Annotated in this window: 19 protein-coding genes; 17 read left to right on the top strand and 2 right to left on the bottom strand. The window is 35.4% G+C overall.

Annotated elements, in window-relative coordinates:
* Positions 1–566 (bottom strand): restriction endonuclease subunit S (locus BCR21_RS12655; RefSeq protein WP_420809829.1); only part of this gene is annotated, 566 nt, incomplete at its 3' end.
* A 104-nt stretch (positions 567–670) separates the two neighbouring features.
* On the bottom strand, positions 671–955 hold the full coding sequence (locus BCR21_RS12650) for a hypothetical protein (protein ID WP_069646810.1): 285 nt from the start codon (positions 953–955) through the stop codon (positions 671–673).
* Positions 956–2,117: 1,162 nt separating this feature from the next.
* Here BCR21_RS12650 and BCR21_RS12645 point away from each other — a divergent pair.
* The 17 genes from BCR21_RS12645 (at position 2,118) to BCR21_RS12570 (ending at position 16,018) form a co-directional block, all read left to right on the top strand.
* A complete protein-coding gene (locus BCR21_RS12645; protein ID WP_069646809.1) occupies positions 2,118–2,240 on the top strand; it encodes a putative holin-like toxin in 123 nt (40 codons plus the stop codon).
* 446 nt (positions 2,241–2,686) lie between these two features.
* Positions 2,687–3,109 carry an SRPBCC family protein gene (locus BCR21_RS12640; protein ID WP_069646808.1) on the top strand — a complete coding sequence of 141 codons (423 nt, stop codon included), beginning with the start codon at positions 2,687–2,689 and terminating at the stop codon, positions 3,107–3,109.
* A gap of 207 nt (positions 3,110–3,316) precedes the next feature.
* Positions 3,317–3,799 (top strand): hypothetical protein, encoded by a 483-nt coding sequence (locus BCR21_RS12635; RefSeq protein WP_069646807.1) that lies wholly within the window; start codon positions 3,317–3,319, stop codon positions 3,797–3,799.
* 50 nt (positions 3,800–3,849) lie between these two features.
* On the top strand, positions 3,850–4,278 hold the full coding sequence (locus BCR21_RS12630) for a hypothetical protein (protein ID WP_069646806.1): 429 nt from the start codon (positions 3,850–3,852) through the stop codon (positions 4,276–4,278).
* A 99-nt stretch (positions 4,279–4,377) separates the two neighbouring features.
* Complete coding sequence (locus tag BCR21_RS17045; protein ID WP_167351790.1) at positions 4,378–4,554, top strand: hypothetical protein; 177 nt, start codon at positions 4,378–4,380, stop codon at positions 4,552–4,554.
* Between the two features lie 36 nt (positions 4,555–4,590).
* Positions 4,591–5,106 (top strand): GNAT family N-acetyltransferase, encoded by a 516-nt coding sequence (locus BCR21_RS12625; RefSeq protein ID WP_069646805.1) that lies wholly within the window; start codon positions 4,591–4,593, stop codon positions 5,104–5,106.
* A 128-nt stretch (positions 5,107–5,234) separates the two neighbouring features.
* A complete protein-coding gene (locus BCR21_RS16875; RefSeq protein ID WP_069646804.1) occupies positions 5,235–6,695 on the top strand; it encodes an amidase in 1,461 nt (486 codons plus the stop codon).
* Positions 6,696–6,704: 9 nt separating this feature from the next.
* Positions 6,705–7,550, top strand: coding sequence for a transporter substrate-binding domain-containing protein (locus BCR21_RS16870; protein ID WP_069646803.1), 846 nt, complete (start codon positions 6,705–6,707; stop codon positions 7,548–7,550).
* Positions 7,551–8,231: an amino acid ABC transporter permease gene (locus BCR21_RS12610; RefSeq protein WP_069646802.1), complete on the top strand. Its 681-nt coding sequence runs from the start codon at positions 7,551–7,553 to the stop codon at positions 8,229–8,231.
* A gap of 157 nt (positions 8,232–8,388) precedes the next feature.
* A complete protein-coding gene (locus BCR21_RS12605; protein WP_069646801.1) occupies positions 8,389–8,577 on the top strand; it encodes a hypothetical protein in 189 nt (62 codons plus the stop codon).
* Positions 8,578–8,795: 218 nt separating this feature from the next.
* A complete protein-coding gene (locus tag BCR21_RS12600; protein ID WP_069646800.1) occupies positions 8,796–9,254 on the top strand; it encodes a DUF3592 domain-containing protein in 459 nt (152 codons plus the stop codon).
* A 31-nt stretch (positions 9,255–9,285) separates the two neighbouring features.
* Positions 9,286–9,720 (top strand): GNAT family N-acetyltransferase, encoded by a 435-nt coding sequence (locus BCR21_RS12595; protein WP_069646799.1) that lies wholly within the window; start codon positions 9,286–9,288, stop codon positions 9,718–9,720.
* A gap of 129 nt (positions 9,721–9,849) precedes the next feature.
* Positions 9,850–10,272: a helix-turn-helix domain-containing protein gene (locus BCR21_RS12590; RefSeq protein ID WP_069646798.1), complete on the top strand. Its 423-nt coding sequence runs from the start codon at positions 9,850–9,852 to the stop codon at positions 10,270–10,272.
* 101 nt (positions 10,273–10,373) lie between these two features.
* Complete coding sequence (locus BCR21_RS12585; protein ID WP_069646797.1) at positions 10,374–11,372, top strand: LacI family DNA-binding transcriptional regulator; 999 nt, start codon at positions 10,374–10,376, stop codon at positions 11,370–11,372.
* Between the two features lie 62 nt (positions 11,373–11,434).
* The gene (locus BCR21_RS12580) at positions 11,435–13,126 is read left to right on the top strand and encodes an alpha-glucosidase (RefSeq protein ID WP_084013304.1); all 1,692 of its coding nucleotides are present in this window, start codon (positions 11,435–11,437) and stop codon (positions 13,124–13,126) included.
* Positions 13,116–14,552, top strand: a complete 1,437-nt coding sequence (locus tag BCR21_RS12575) for a PTS transporter subunit EIIC (protein ID WP_069646795.1) — start codon at positions 13,116–13,118, stop codon at positions 14,550–14,552. Before BCR21_RS12580 ends, BCR21_RS12575 begins: the two co-directional genes overlap by 11 nt.
* Positions 14,549–16,018 (top strand): glycoside hydrolase family 32 protein, encoded by a 1,470-nt coding sequence (locus tag BCR21_RS12570; RefSeq protein ID WP_069646794.1) that lies wholly within the window; start codon positions 14,549–14,551, stop codon positions 16,016–16,018. Before BCR21_RS12575 ends, BCR21_RS12570 begins: the two co-directional genes overlap by 4 nt.
* Positions 16,019–16,053 lie beyond the last annotated feature (35 nt).

Genomic DNA, 16,053 nt, shown 5'->3' with positions numbered 1-16,053 from the left:
ACAGGCACTTTATCACCATTTTTAGGAAATATCTGCTGTAAAAATCCTTTTTTCATCTGTTTTAGAGTATCTAACTTACGTTGATGAAGAGCGATAGTATTGTCTAGATATCTGAAAAAGCTGGAAATTTTTAATTGTTCCTTCATTGATGGCATTAAAATATCTTGATTTCGTACTAATTCTGAATTTAGGTTGACCTGACTTCCTGGTTGTCCATACTTTTTCCATGATGGTCTAAACATTTCTAACCATTGAAATAGAAATTCTTGTTCAAATTTTATATTTAAAAAAATTAGAAATCCATCATGTACCCCAGTTTTAACATAATTTATGACTGGTTTTCCAACTGTTGCAGCTATGCTTAAAAGAAGATGAGGTTCTTTTAATACTCTAGTTTTTTCTTGTCCAACTTCAGAAATTCTTTGTTCTAAATATCTAATTCGACCATTTTGCGCAGTTACATCGGAAATTCTTAACCATCCTACTTCAGAAGTATTGTCAAACCATTTTGGATCTTGGATAGGTCTTGGTGAAGCTCCGCGTACAATATCAGCTAGCTCTCCCAACTTACGCTGTTCCCAAGCGTCAATTATTTTGAATAATTACCATTCTATCAATTTAAATTTTATTAAGTATCTCTTAATCTCAAAAAATAGAATCACATTTTCCATCATAAATTAACCTTAATCTTCCTCTCCCCATCCAACTTCCTAACCTTCTCCTCCTCAATCTCCATCAACCTCAAAAACTCCTCAAAAAAAGCATGAAACAAATGCCCACAAGCATAATACTCCTTCACGACCTTTTTCTTATTAATCGGCCCTTTCCGAAACTGAAAAAAATGATCCAACACAGCAAGCGGCTCCTCCCAAGACTGCAAACGATCCAACGTATGCTGCAAATCCGTAATATCCTGATAAGGAATCACCTTTAAACTCTGACCTTCTTTTTTCATAACCCATTTCCTCCCATTTTAAAAGTATTCATAAAACCATTAATTCGAAGCGCTGAACAATAGCATCCAACGGCTTCATACGCTTAAAACATCTATCTGCACATTAACTTAGGCAACTATTTAAACGAACCAGTGATAAAAACGACTTATGTTTAATTTTTCCAAGCCTTGCTGATGTTCCCATCACTTTCTTCTCAAAGCAAAACAAAAAACGCTATTAGCGCAACCCAATACCGTCATCAATCCTCTAGATAAAGCTCAATCTCTCCATAAAATACAAAACCCAAACTAAAAGTTTCCAGACAGACTAGAAAATTCCAGTAAAATTAGGTACAATAAAAAGAGCTAGTGCTTATGTGCTAGCAATTGGCAACTTGTATAGATAGTTTGCTCTGTCTATGCAAGGCTTCATCATGTGATTGCTGTCAGATGATGAAGTGCCTTTTTCTATTTAATTGGTTGTTTTGCGTTTGAACGAAACCTCCTTTCATTAAATTTGTAGAATAGAAAAAAACGATACCAGGTAACCTCACCCAATATCGTTCACAATAGTCCCAAAGAATCATCTACCACTTTTTCAGCATAACCCAAAGAGAATCCAAGAAACCTATAGAAAAATAGGCAAACTTTAGGTACAATGAAGAAGCTAGTACATGTTGCTAGCACTATTGGCAACTTGTTTGGGCAGTTTGCTCTGTCTTTACAAGGCTTCAAATGCTTGGTTGCTGCCAGGCTTTGAAGTGCCAATTTATTTTTATATTCAGATTTGAACAGTTCATACCAATATGAGCTGTTTTTTATTGCACATCACAGCAATTAAATGAAGAGCTGACGATGCGCAATACTTGGCGACCGAAGAGAGATAAGTTTCCCTCGTTCTATTCTACCTCTTAAGTATATCCGAAAAGAATACGAACACGCAACATGTTTTTTCTTACTAAGAGCATTAAATAACACTAAAAATCGCTCTCTTATATATAAGAAAAAATAACAAAAAATTTTTTTCAAAAGGCTATTTTTAGCCTCAAATGACAGCTATATAAAAGTGAAATCGTTCGTTTAAAAAGTTTAATTAGTATGATATACTTTTCATTGCAGAGAAGTTATGACGGTGGCGACTTCTGAAAGGTGGTGGTGCTTATGGAGATAAGTACTGAAATCTATGGAAGGAGAAAGCCTTTTGTCAGCATTGGATACAATTAAACTGATCCTAAGCTTTGGTATGTTTACCATCGCTTTAATTCGTTTAGTTGTAGAATTGCTTAAAAACGACAAAAAGAAATGACCGTTCATTAACTTTAGCCAGTTAAACGATCATTTCATAATGATATAAAATACTTGCTACCGTCTTAAACGGCTCTGCATAGGAGAGGTATGTTAGCGCATATCTCTCTTATCACCTGTAATTATAGCATACAACAAATTTTTTTACCATATCTATAGAAATGCGCTCAAAAAGATCAAACAGCATAATTCCTTAAAATATAAATGACTGGTGTGGTCAAATATTACCTTAAGATATACATTTACTAAAGAACGATTCTCTTTGGTTAAGTACTGTCAGATATAAAACGATAGCTTTCTGGTTTTAAACTAAATCGAAGTAAAAAAAATGAAACAGAGAAGATAGTAGTACGTACAACACTGTGTTGAGTCCGCTTACATGGTATACTATATACAGACTAAATTATTAAAAAATCTCAACAAAAAGATGCAAAAGGAGGATTTACAATGAAACATATCAAAAAAGAATTCCTACTTAATTGTGCTCCCGCAAAAGCTTGGCAGCTTGTCGTAGATCGTAGCAAATATGAACGGTGGGCGGCTGCTTTTCAAGCAGGATCAACCTATTCTGGTGAGATGAAATTGAACGAAACGATTTCATTTGTTGATGAGAAAGGGAATGGCTTGGTTTCTAAAGTGGTCGTTTTTGAACCAGAAAAAGAAATCAAATTCGCATTCTTAGGAGAAATTACAGATGGTAAGTATGTAGAAGTTCCTGAATTTGCAGAGATGCTTGAGCACTACCTATTTGAGCCTGTGGGCAATCAAACGAAAATGCTTGTGGATGTTGTGATGGATGATGAGTATTATGATATGATGAATGATTTATGGGATAAAGCGGGAGTGGAACTAATAAGATTAAGCAATTGATGCATAAGCAGAGTGAAACAGACAGTTAAAATGATAAAAATTAAGACGAAAAAAAGTGAGACAATAATCGAGAAAAACTGATTATTGTCTCACTTTTTTCAATTTAAGAGTACACAAAGAGATCTCAAACCTGTAGAATTAAAGTAAGGATTGCAACAGAGAGTCTAATAAGTATTTTAGGTTTTACAAAGAAGGGATGAGAGCAACATGAAAAAGAAGGTCTATTTAGTCAGTTTTTCATTACTTTTACTAATCAGTTTTGTAACATTTACGGTCTATAACAAAACAAAAGCACAGTCTCAACATATCGAAGAAACAACACTCAAAAACCAAAAACTAGACAAAGAATCGATTGAACAATTCAAGAAAAAAATAAGTGCGAAAAATACAGAAGCCTTTTCAATTGACCTTAAAAATGCTGACGCTGAAACGATATATAAAACATTTAACGGACCAAATTCAGATGAAATTATCAGTCTGGTAGAAATGGATCATGATGATTCAGATCGAATTTTAGTATCTAAAGATGGGACGATAGTAGCAGGGCAAATAGGTATAGATGAGAACGGTACGAAAGTTGATTCTAATACGGATAAAAATAGTATAACGGTTAAAGAGCTGAAAGACTTAATTCTATTACACAAACAAAAGATCGATGAATTATCAGCTCAAAATAGTCCAATTGAATAGCGCTAAAAACAGAAAATTACGCAATTTTGGTTCAGTGAAAAGGAAAAATAATGAAAAAAATCAGACCACAAAATCCCATTTATCTTATATTATGCATATTAATGCCATGGCGTTATCTTAATACATACTATATAGTGAAAAATGATGACCTTATCATAAGTCGCTATTATGCAAGAAAAAATTCAAATACCTTTGATAGAAAGGTTGATAAATTGGATATGAAAAAATTAATGAAGTTCGGTTTACCGAAAGAGTTAGGATCAACAATTCAAGAGCCGACAATCCATGGAGCGAAAGGGACTTATATTTCCCAAGAAATTCAATTTTATTTTAAAGATCAAACCATTATAGCTTGGAATGTTCGTCCTTATACAAAAAAGCAGATAAGACAATTAGCAGAACTGATATACATAAGATATGGTTTTATGGCGTGTGACGAATTACAAAAGATATTGGGAATCGACCATATGTTCAAATAAATTTAAAATTTTGTTCGTTAGACTTGTCAAAAGGCTTCGCCTAAATTTAATAGTACAAGGAGTGTAAAATTATGAATCATTATATAGGTGCTTGTTTTCATGATTCCGTCAGATGTTTTTTTCAGCAGTACACTAGATTACAACATTAAATCAGTCAATCCAAGCTATAAGAATGAGCAGCCAGATTTAATCGGCGGAACCAAGCAGCAGCTGCTTAATTTTACTATTGTTGCTCTTGGATTAGCCGTTTGTTTATTCCTTATTTGGCTTGATTAATTCCGTTCTAAAATAGATGAGAAAGAAGGAAAAAAGATGATAGAAATCAAAAAAATCAGTATAGATGACCTAGCCGCATTGAAAGCGTTAAGTATCAAAACCTTTACAGATACCTTTGCGCAAGAGAATACACCGGAGGATTTAAAAAATTATCTTGACCAAGCGTATACGGATGAAAAACTAACAAGTGAGCTTCGAAACAAACAGTCAGAATTCTATTTTATCTATTCCAATGAAGAACTTGCTGGATACTTAAAAATAAATATCGATGATGCACAAACTGAATCTATTGGTGAAGATGCTTTAGAAATAGAACGTATTTATATTGATTTGAATTTTAAGAGACTAGGGCTTGGAAAGATGTTGTATAGTAAAGCGATAGAACGAGCAAAAGAGCTAAACAAGACTTCTATATGGCTAGGTGTCTGGGAGTATAATTTCTCTGCAATGAAATTTTATCAAAAGATGGGCTTTACTCAGATAGGAAATCACTCTTTTTACATGGGCGAGGATGAACAAATCGATTTAATTATGAAAAAGGAACTCTTTTAATCTGTAATAGTAAAAATGATTTACTAAAAGACGTTTAATTTATCGTGGAAAATAGCTCTAAGCAAAATCAACTAACATTTCTATGTAAACCTGTATAATACTATTATCGGGATATAAGGGGGATGATTATGAGAGATGGCTTGTACTATGCAACACAATTTCGAGAGAAAAAATTAAGTGTTACAGAATGGATAGATGCTCAAACGCAACAAGTAAAAAAACTGAATCCTGAATTGAATGCATTTGTCGATTGGGACGCTGAAGCAGCAAAAAAAGAATACGAAGCTAAAGGAGCAGAAAATGGTCCTTTCTTTGGCTTGCCTATTCCTTTAAAAATGCTAGGACAAGACAAAGCAGGAATGAAGTCAACATCAGGTTCTCGTTTATTTAAAGAAAACCGTGCCACTTCTACGGATAACTTTGTGAAAGGCTTAGAAAGATTAGGTTTCATACCTTTAGGAAAAACCAACGCCCCTGAGTTTGGTTTTAAAAATATTTCAGATCCGACTATTTATGGACCTGCTAGAAATCCGTGGAATCTGGATTATTCACCTGGTGGTTCTAGTGGTGGTGCGGCAGCAGCCGTTGCTAGCGGTTTGTTTCCAATTGCTGGTGCAAGTGATGGTGGTGGTTCGATTCGGATTCCGGCTTCTTTTAGCGGTTTGATTGGTCTAAAGCCAACACGTGGCAGTATGCCAGTGGGACCTAATGGCTGGCGTGGTTGGCAAGGAGCTTCGATCAATTTTGCTTTAACTATTTCTATGCGAGACACGGAGACACTGTTTTATCATTTACGTGGAACGGAACAAGCAGCGCCGTATCAAGCACCAAAAGTAGAGTGGGCTCACCGATCCGCAGCAAAGAAAAAAATATTGAAAATTGCTTTTCTAACAGAATCACCAGTCGGGACAACGGTTTCAGCTGAAGCGGTAAAAGCGATTCGGGATGCAACAACATTTTTAGAGCAACAAGGACATGAAGTAACAGAAATTCCTTATCCTGTAAATCGACGTCAGTTGATCGAGAGCTATTATCTGATGAACGGTGCAGAAACGGCCGCCATGTTCGAAGAGATTCAACAAGGATTTAAGAGAACGCTTATTAAGTCAGATATGGAATTAATGACTTGGGGAATTTACCAATATGGCTTACGATTACCAGCGAGTCAGTATACACGATCGCTTCAACTGTGGGATCAAGCAGCGTATAAGATGGAACAATTATTTGAAAGCTATGATTTGTTATTAACGCCAACCACAGCAGATAGCGCCCCTAAAATTGAAGCTGAATTGCAAAGTGACCAAATTCGCAAAGACTTAGCACAAGCAGAATCTTTATCTGTTTTACAGCTACAAGATTTAGTGTATAACATGTTTGAAAAGAGCTTGGCGATCACACCGTTTACTCAACTTGCAAATTTAACGGGACAACCAGCGATTAGTTTACCAACACATGTAACAGAATCTGGTTTACCGCTAGGGATTCAATTTATGGCGTCAAAAGGGAGAGAAGATCTCCTTTTCCAAGTTGGTAAGTTATTTGAGCAAGAGGAAAAATTCGTATTACCAAAATATTATCGTAAATCTTAGGAGGTTCAAATGAAGAAAGTATTTGCTAGTTTTAGTATTGTTGCATTAAGTTTAATGTTAGTTGCGTGTGGTGGAACAAAGGACAAGACGGGTGGAAAAGATGACAGCTGGAAAAAAGTAGAAGATTCAAAGAAGTTAACCGTTGCGACATCAGGAACGCTATTCCCCTCTTCTTATTATAATGATGAAAATAAATTAACGGGGTATGATGTAGACGTGATCACAGAAGTTGCCAAGCGTTTAGATCTTGATGTTGAGTTTAAAGAATACAATGTCGATGGCCAAATCACTTCAGTAGATAAAGGTGAATCAGATCTAGCGGCGAATGATTTCGGTTTATCGGGTGACAGAGGGAAAAAATTTATCTTGTCGTCGCCAATCAAGTATTCATTTGACAGTATGATCGTTCGAAAAAGTGACGATTCTGGGATTGCTTCTCTTGAAGATTTAAAAGGCAAGAAAGCAGCAGGAGAGCCAAATACAAATTACATGAAAATAGCCGAAAAATATGGTGCAAAATTGGTAACATACGACAATGCGACAAATGATCAATACTTGACGGATGTTGCCAATGGTCGGACAGATGTTATTTTGAACGACTACTATCTACAAAAAATGTCTGTAGGTGCGTTACCTGATATTCCAGTAAAAATTTTAGAAGGCGTTTACTTTAACGCAAACTATACTGGATTCTTAATGAAAAAAGATAGTATTGCATTAAGTAAAAAAATTGATGGTGCATTAAAAGAAATGCAAGATGATGGAACCATGAAAAAAATCTCTGAGAAGTATTTTCAAACAGATGTTTCTGTTGAACCAAAAGAAAAAGTGACAGAAAGTGTTTCAGTAGAATAGATGTATATACCGAAAATCAATTTTCAGTTAATGATTGACTCTATTCCGTTTCTTCTGACAGGGTTGCCTTATACAATTGGGATCAGCGTAGTGACGTTTTTGATGGGAAATGTATTGGGGATTGTTTTGACTATATTAGGAATGTTGCCATCGAAATTGATCAAAGGGTTTGTGCGGTTTTATATTTCTTTTTTACGGGGTGTTCCAGGACTGGTGTTGTTATTTCTTTTGTATTTTGGTTTGCCTTATCAATTAAGCGCATTAACTGCAGCGTGTATTTGTTTTAGTTTGACGAGTAGTGCGTTTATCGCCGAAATCTATCGAGGATCGATCGCAGGAGTGGAAGCAGGGCAATGGGATGCGGCATATGCGTTAGGTTTGCCGTTTGGAAAAGTGATGCGAAAAATTATTTTACCGCAAGCATTTCGGATTTCGATTCCGGCTTTAGGAAATGTTGCGATGGATTTGTTAAAAGGCACTTCATTGGCTGCGATGATCACGATTCCTGATATTTTTCAAAAAGCAAAAATTGTTGGTGGCAGAACCTTTGATTATATGTCGATGTATATTTTGGTGGCCGTGATGTATTGGCTGCTTTGTGTGGCGATTGGTTATGGGCAAGGTTGGTTGGAAAGACATTATATCAATCGTTATAAGTTTAAATCAAAGATAAGAACGTAATATAAAACTGTGTAAGTAGCTGAGTAAAAGATAGCTGCTTAGACAGTTTTATTGTTTTTAGAGTATACAAAAATAAGGTGAATTATTATTCTTTTATTCTCAAGAAACGAGTATAATTAATGTATAGAATAATTAAAAATAGAAAGTAGGAATAATAATGGATATGAAAGAAATAAAAGAGACAAGTCAATTTTTAGTAACGGAATATAAAGATAGCCTTATGAATGGATTTATTGAAACGCCAAGTCAGTTTATGATGCGCATGAACACAGAGCCAAAAGTCGAAGAGTATGTTCGTCCATTATTAAAGCAAGCAGAGCAAGAATTTAAAGAGAATACTAAATAATGATTCAATAATGTTTGAGAGTAGGAAGAATATGATTGTGTGATGGTTTGCTCGTAAGTCCGCTATAAAACAGTTGGTTTACAGAAGCTTCTAACACCAATCGACATTCCTTGTTCAGATATTGATATGAAAACATTTGGTAATATGAATGGAGAAAAAGCGTTAAGAGATATTTTAGTATTTAAAAAAGCGTAGATAAAGATTTTAAGGAGTTAAATATGAAGGATGTATTGATTTTTGCAATTCCTGCAGTTGTTTTATGGGTGATTGTTTTGCTTATTTATCTTAGAAAAAAAAGTGTGGATAAAAAAGCGACAGAAAAAGTTGTGGGGATTGTACTTAGTAATAGAACTTACATGGTGGGAAGTTCTGATGGAGCAAGTTACGGTAGAGTGTCATTGGTTGAATATACAATCAACGGTAAACAGTACAAAAAAGAATTTCAAATCAATCAATTAATTTATTTTCATAGAGTACCAATTGGTCAAAAGAGGGGATTACCCGTTAATTCTAAGGTTGAATTACGCTATAATCCTACTAATATCAATCAAATATTTTCAGCAGTGGATAATCAATTTGGAAAAAACTTTATGATTTTTTTCTTTTCTGTATTTGCTCTATTTTTTACGTTATTTCCTATTTTATTTTTGTTGAAGGAAATTGGGATTTATTTTTAGATTGAGAAAAATCAGAAAAGAGGACATAAAAATGATAGTGAGATACTTGGAGAACATGGATGTGAAAAAAGTGACAGAACTTTATATTTCTGTATTTTCACAAGAACCATGGAATGATGAATATGAGTCAATTGAAGAGGTAGAAAAATTCATCCAAAACTTTATGGCGAGTGACACCTATATCAATTTCATTGCAGAAGAAGAGGGTGAATTGGTTGGGCTATGTTTAGGTTTAAAAAAGCCTTGGATAAAAGGGATCGAATATTACATTGACGAATTCTGTATAAAAAGTGAACGACAAGGGACTGGAATTGGAAGTGAATTCTTAGCAAAAATAGAAAATGAAATTTCTTTATTAGGAATGAATGGGTTGATATTAAATACCGAAGCCAGTTTTTCTTCAGCAGATTTTTATCGTAAAAATGGTTTTCATAAATTATCGGATTTGATTGTTTTAGGAAAGTAGTTTTTGTATTTTTGAAAATGCTCAAATACTCTATTTAAGGGTGCTAATTTATTTTGCTTGCTACAATGCAAGCTTTTTTTGCGTGATTTTCTACTCTTTTTAAGTGATAATAAATGTGAGGTGATCGAAATGACAATCGGTGAAATTTTAAAAGAAAAGAGAGAACAGCTTGGTTATACTCAAAAAGAAGTTGCTCAAAAATTATATGTATCTAGACAAACGGTCTCTAATTGGGAAATGGGAAAAACGTATCCAGATATAGAAAAATTATTGAATCTAAGTGATTTTTATGGTGTTTCTTTGGATGAATTAATTAAAGAGGATTACAGAATGGTTGATAAACTAAAAAAAGATACATATGAGCAGAAAATTCGGGTATATGGCTTTCTATCAGAACAACTATCCGCTATGATCCTTGGTTCAATTCTTACTTGTATCTTTTTTGGCATTCATTTTTCAACGATGGGTCAAATTGTTCTTATTGTGATGACACTTGGCTGTTTTGTTTTTCTTTTATGGCGAAATGGATTTTTTGAAAAGCTGTTAAAGTAAGAAGTTATTGATGCTGATCTGTTCGTCTTTCATTTTAGCATTGACAAAAATAAGAATGTATTTTATATTTATGATATCGATATCATAAGAAGGAGAAAAAGATGGCCACAATCAAAGATGTTGCAAAAAAAGCTGGTTTATCGGTTTCGACAGTTTCTCGTTTTTTAAACCATCATCCATATATTTCTGATGATAAAAAAGAACGAATCCAAAAAGCAATGGATGAACTAAACTATGCACCGAGTGCGATAGCGACACAACTTCGCTCAAAAAAATGTACGACGATCGGTGTGTTGATTTCAAGAATCACCAATCCATTTTTTTCTTATTTAGTCGATGCAATCGAAAAGCAAGCTAAAGAACAGGGCTATCAGTTGTTGATCATGCAAACATATGATGATCCAAAAGCAGAGCTGAAAATGCTAGAGTATCTAAAACAACAAGTTGTCGCTGGTGTGATTATGACATCCATTGAAAGCGATTCACAAGTGATTGAAAACTATTCGAAATATGGTCCAATCGTATTGTGCAATGAAAAACTTGAAGGAACAAAGATTCCAAACATTTCGACCAATCAAGAAGAGATCAGCTATGAAGCGACTAATTATCTCGTTCAAAAAGGCTACCGTAAAATCGCCTATTGTACTGGCGGGAATTTAACCATAGGCGGACATGGGCAGCGACGAACCAAAGGCTTTGAACGGGCACTTTCTGAACATGATTTGTCGATCAAAAATAAGTGGATCTTCAAACAAGTCCATAACATGGATGACGGCCGAAAAGTAGCGAGAGAAATACTCGCTTTACCTAAAAATGACAGACCGGATGCTGTGTTTAGTGGTAGTGATGAGGTAGGTATTGGGATCATCCAAGAAGTGCTTCAGCAAGGATTAAGGGTACCAGAAGATTTGGCGGTATTAGGTTTCGATAATCAACCGAGTACGAGTATTATTGCCGTTCCTCTAACTACGATCAATCAGCCAACAACGACATTAGGAATCGAAGCAACGAAATTAATGGTTGCTCTGATCGAAGGCGCAACCTATGAAGTAAATACAAAAGAACTTATTTTATCATTAATTGAGCGTAAATCCACGTAGGTGGATTTATTCTTACGATGATATGATATCGATACCACAAGTGATGAAAGGATGAATAAATAGTGAGTGTAGAGAACAAAGACAAAAAATGGTGGGAAAAAGAAGTGATTTATCAGATCTATCCCAAAAGTTTTAAGGATTCAAACAATGATGGAATCGGTGATATTCAAGGGATTCAAGAAAAGTTACCTTATTTAAAAGAGTTAGGGATCACAACGATTTGGATTTGCCCGATTTTTACTTCACCGATGGTCGATAATGGGTATGATATTTCTGATTTTGAAGGAATCAATCCAGAATTTGGCACAATGGCAGACTTTGATCATTTGCTAAAAAAGGCTAATCAAGTAGGGATAAAAGTGATTTTAGATTTAGTTATCAATCATACTTCAGATGAGCATCCGTGGTTCCAAGCCGCATTAAAAGACAAAGAAAGTCCATATCGAGCTTATTACATTTTTAAAGAAGGAAAAACAGAACCCAATAATTGGCGGTCGATTTTTGGCGGTTCTGTTTGGGAAAAACTTCCGAACGAAGATATGTATTATTTTCACGCATTCGATAAGAAACAACCTGATCTAAACTGGGAGAATAAAGCCTTGCGCCAAGAGTTGTATGGGATGATCAATCGCTGGTTAGAAAAAGGCATTGCAGGATTTAGGATCGATTCGATTACTTTCATCAAAAAAGACCAAGACTTTGCTAGTTTACCAGCCGACGGGGTAGATGGTTTGGCTTCATGTAAAAGTAAAACACGAAATCGTCCAGGTATTGAAATATTTTTAAATGAACTGAAAAAAGAGACGTTTGAAAAATATAACTGTGTAACAGTGGGAGAAGCGCCTGGTGTCCCTTATGAAGAATACGGAGATTTTATCGGAGATGATGGCTATTTTTCAATGATTTTCGATTTTAACTATTCTGATATCGATGTTGAATCTGGTTCAGATTGGTTTAAACGGACGAATTGGACGACGAAGGAATTCAAAGAAAAATTAAAACGATCGCAAGAAGTATTACAGAAGAATGGTTGGGGGGCTAATTTTATTGAAAACCACGATCAACCACGTGCTGTCTCTAAATTTATCAAGCCTGATTATCAAACAGATGAAGCAGCTAAAGCAATAGGGATGCTGTATTTCTTTTTAAGAGGAACGCCATTTATCTATCAAGCACAAGAATTAGGAATGCAAAATGCTGAGCGCAAAACGATCGATCAATTCAATGATATTTCAAGTATCGACAATTATTATCGTTCGATTCAAGAAGGATTTACACCAGAAGAAGCGATGACATTTGTGAATCAGCGTAGCCGAGATAATACACGTACGCCATTTCCTTGGGATGACAGTCAATACGGCGGTTTTTCAAAGACAACGCCATGGTTAGAGATGACAGAAGAAAATCCAAGTCGAAATGCACAGCAAAATCAGGTGCTAAATCATTATAAACAGATGATCGAACTGAGACAGTTTGGCGTAGTAAGTGAGGTTCTAACGAATGGTACCATTACTTTCCTAGAAAATGTACCAGACAATGTGATTGCGTATAAACGTACTTTAAATGAAGTAGAAGTCTACTGTTATACGAATTTAAGTGAGACGCAAGAAATGATTTCACTGGAAGGAGAGAACATTCAGATTCTTTTAAATTCTCATGATGATCTACCAAGTGAAGCAAATGAATTAGCGCTACATCCTTATCAAAGTATTTTGGTTAAAAAAATCAACGAGGTGAGTGACAATGGCAATTAATTATCAACAAATCGGGGAAGAAATCATAAACGTTGTCGGGAAAGAGAACATTACAGGAATTACCCACTGTGCGACACGTTTACGCTTAGAAGTGAAAGACCGTGAAGCAATCGATGATAAAAAAATTGAAAAAATCGATCAAGTAAAAGGTGTCTTTTTCAATGCTGGACAATATCAGATTATTCTAGGTACGGGAATCGTCAATAAAGTTTATGATTCTTTGGTTCAAAACAACAATGAATTATTAGAAAAGCAGACGTCTTTAGAAGAAATGAAAAAACCAAGTAATCCAATTAAGTACGCGATTCGGACACTTTCCGATATTTTTGTCCCCATTATTCCAGGAATCGTTGCAACGGGGTTATTTTTAGGACTAAAAGGGGTCTTTTTAAACGAAAGTGTTCTTTCTTTTTTTGGAACATCAACAGATAAGATCCCGGAATTTGTCTTGGTTCTTTTAAGTGTATTGACAGATACGGTATTTGCCTTTTTACCAGCGTTGATTTGTTGGTCGGCATTTAAGAAATTTGGTGGAACACCGATCATAGGTTTTGTGATCGGGTTGATGTTAGTGTCACCAATGTTGCCGAATGCTTATTCTGTGGCGGATATCAATAGTGGCGTTGAACCTTTGATGGCATTTGGTTTTATTCCAATCGTAGGCTACCAAGGAAGTGTGTTGACGGCATTAGTGATTGGTCTTTTAGGCGCAAAATTAGAAAAGATTCTACGTAGAAAAATGCCGAATTCTTTGGATTTGATGTTTACTCCTTTTGTGGTTATTTTGGTTATGCTGTTAACTGGGTTATTGGTATTAGGCCCAATCTTGCACTTTGTCGAAAATGGTTTGGTTTACTTGATTACTGGCTTGATCAAATTACCTTTTGGGATTGGTGGTTTGTTGATTGGATTTTTATATCCACTAGCGGTTATGACCGGAATGCATCATCTATTTATCATGATCGAAACAAGTTTACTTGCAACAACGGGGTTCAATCCATTGATTACATTGTGTGCGATGTATGGATTTGCTAATGCTGCGGTGAGTTTTGCAATCAGTGTGAAGGCGAAAGATAAGAATGTGAAAGTTATCGGAACCAGTGCGGGCGTAACACAGCTTTTAGGAGTAAGTGAGCCAGCTTTATTCGGGATAACGATTCGTTATGGCACAAAACCGTTAGGCATTATGTTAGGGTGTTCTGCATTAGGTGGAGCTGTTTTGTCTTTATTAAATGTGCAAGCGAATTCATACGGTTTAGCAGTGATTTTGTCACCATTGATGTATATTTATAGCTCGTATCAATTAGTGACCTATATTATTGTTGGCATTTGTATTTTCATCTTATCGTTTGTTTTGACGTATCTGTTTGGTGTACCAAAAGAAGTGATGATGTCAGATGATGAGTATTTAGGAGAAGAGCAATGAGCTGGACAAATGAACAACGATATCGCCCAATAACAGATGCTAAAGATGAAGAATTAGCACAATTAGAAGCGAAAGTGGCAAAAAGTACCTGGCGGCAAAAGTACCATATTCAACCAAATTACGGATTACTCAATGATCCAAATGGATTTTGCTATTATCATGGAAAGTATCATTTATTTTATCAATGGTTCCCATTTGGTGCCGTTCATGGGATGAAACATTGGTATCATTTAACGAGTACTGATTTGATCGAGTGGAAAGATGAAGGCGTTGCCTTGATACCGGAATATCGACATGAATCACATGGAATTTTTTCGGGAACAACTTTAGTAAAAGAGGATCAGCTATATTTATTTTATACGGGAAATCATCGGAATTCAGCTTGGGAACGGCGATCTTCTCAATGCTTAGCGGTACTTTCAAGCGATGGTACAATAGAAAAAATGCCTGAACCGATCATTAATGAACCGCCTAAAAAATATACACACAATTTTAGAGATCCTAAAGTTTTCAAAAAAGGGGATCATTATTACATGTTAGTCGGTGCGCAAAGAGAGGCCTTAGAAGGTTGCTTATTGTTATATATGTCAGATGATTTAAAGAAATGGGAATTTAAGCAGGAATTAAAAACCAATCATGAATCATTTGGTTTTATGTGGGAATGTCCCGATTACTTTTCACTTCAAGGAAAAGATGTGTTGTTACTTTCCCCACAAGGGTTAAAACCTCAAGGTAATGATTTTCAAAATATCTATCATTCAGGGGTTTTTATTGGTGAATTCAATGAAGAGAAAGGAGTTTTTGATACACAAGACTTTCAAGAGTTGGACAAAGGCTTTGATTTTTATGCACCGCAAACAACTCAAGCACCTGATGGTCGGCAAATTCTGATTGGGTGGATGGGCTTACCGGATACGACTTACCCCTCTGATGGGGATAGCTGGGCGAATTGTTTGACGATACCAAGAGAACTATCTATAAAAAACGGAAAAATCCAGCAAAAACCAATCCGTGAATTAAAGCAAAAACGAACGAGTGAAAATCACCAGCATCTAGAAATAGCCAATGACCGACAACGATTGACAACCCTTTTTTCTGAACCTGGGGAATACCAGATTACAATAAATTTGGAAACTGCAACTCGAGCAGGGATTGCGTTTAGAGTTGGTGAAGAAGAAGAAACAATCTGTTTATTGGATAAAGCAGCTGAATACTTTTGCTTAGATCGTACACATTCTGGACAACCAGTGGCGACTGATTATGGCACAGTTAGAAAAATTGCGTATAATCAATCAGTCATTCATCTAACTGTTTTTTTAGATCAGTCATCGTTAGAAATTTTTGTTAATGATGGCGAGGCTGTATTTTCTAGTCGGATTTTTCCGGAAAAAGACAGCCGTTTTATTGAAATATTTGCAGAAAATGGAGTAGCTCAAATCGAAATAAAACAATGGCTTTATGAATAAGGTTGTACTGTGGTGGGTTAATCATTGAGCCAAGT

Source organism: Enterococcus ureasiticus, assembly GCF_001730285.1.
Taxonomy (GTDB): domain Bacteria; phylum Bacillota; class Bacilli; order Lactobacillales; family Enterococcaceae; genus Enterococcus_L; species Enterococcus_L ureasiticus.
This window is presented reverse-complemented; position numbering and strand designations above follow the sequence as displayed.

Excerpts from the sequence above, each read along its gene's own strand:
- BCR21_RS12650 (WP_069646810.1), bottom strand. The coding sequence starts at position 955 with ATGAAAAAAGAAGGTCAGAGTTTAAAGGTGATTCCTTATCAGGATATT.
- BCR21_RS12645 (WP_069646809.1), top strand. The coding sequence starts at position 2,118 with ATGGAAGGAGAAAGCCTTTTGTCAGCATTGGATACAATTAAACTGATC.
- BCR21_RS12640 (WP_069646808.1), top strand. The coding sequence starts at position 2,687 with ATGAAACATATCAAAAAAGAATTCCTACTTAATTGTGCTCCCGCAAAA.
- BCR21_RS12635 (WP_069646807.1), top strand. The coding sequence starts at position 3,317 with ATGAAAAAGAAGGTCTATTTAGTCAGTTTTTCATTACTTTTACTAATC.
- BCR21_RS12630 (WP_069646806.1), top strand. The coding sequence starts at position 3,850 with ATGAAAAAAATCAGACCACAAAATCCCATTTATCTTATATTATGCATA.
- BCR21_RS17045 (WP_167351790.1), top strand. The coding sequence starts at position 4,378 with ATGATTCCGTCAGATGTTTTTTTCAGCAGTACACTAGATTACAACATT.
- BCR21_RS12625 (WP_069646805.1), top strand. The coding sequence starts at position 4,591 with ATGATAGAAATCAAAAAAATCAGTATAGATGACCTAGCCGCATTGAAA.
- BCR21_RS16875 (WP_069646804.1), top strand. The coding sequence starts at position 5,235 with ATGAGAGATGGCTTGTACTATGCAACACAATTTCGAGAGAAAAAATTA.
- BCR21_RS16870 (WP_069646803.1), top strand. The coding sequence starts at position 6,705 with ATGAAGAAAGTATTTGCTAGTTTTAGTATTGTTGCATTAAGTTTAATG.
- BCR21_RS12610 (WP_069646802.1), top strand. The coding sequence starts at position 7,551 with ATGTATATACCGAAAATCAATTTTCAGTTAATGATTGACTCTATTCCG.
- BCR21_RS12605 (WP_069646801.1), top strand. The coding sequence starts at position 8,389 with ATGGATATGAAAGAAATAAAAGAGACAAGTCAATTTTTAGTAACGGAA.
- BCR21_RS12600 (WP_069646800.1), top strand. The coding sequence starts at position 8,796 with ATGAAGGATGTATTGATTTTTGCAATTCCTGCAGTTGTTTTATGGGTG.
- BCR21_RS12595 (WP_069646799.1), top strand. The coding sequence starts at position 9,286 with ATGATAGTGAGATACTTGGAGAACATGGATGTGAAAAAAGTGACAGAA.
- BCR21_RS12590 (WP_069646798.1), top strand. The coding sequence starts at position 9,850 with ATGACAATCGGTGAAATTTTAAAAGAAAAGAGAGAACAGCTTGGTTAT.
- BCR21_RS12585 (WP_069646797.1), top strand. The coding sequence starts at position 10,374 with ATGGCCACAATCAAAGATGTTGCAAAAAAAGCTGGTTTATCGGTTTCG.
- BCR21_RS12575 (WP_069646795.1), top strand. The coding sequence starts at position 13,116 with ATGGCAATTAATTATCAACAAATCGGGGAAGAAATCATAAACGTTGTC.
- BCR21_RS12570 (WP_069646794.1), top strand. The coding sequence starts at position 14,549 with ATGAGCTGGACAAATGAACAACGATATCGCCCAATAACAGATGCTAAA.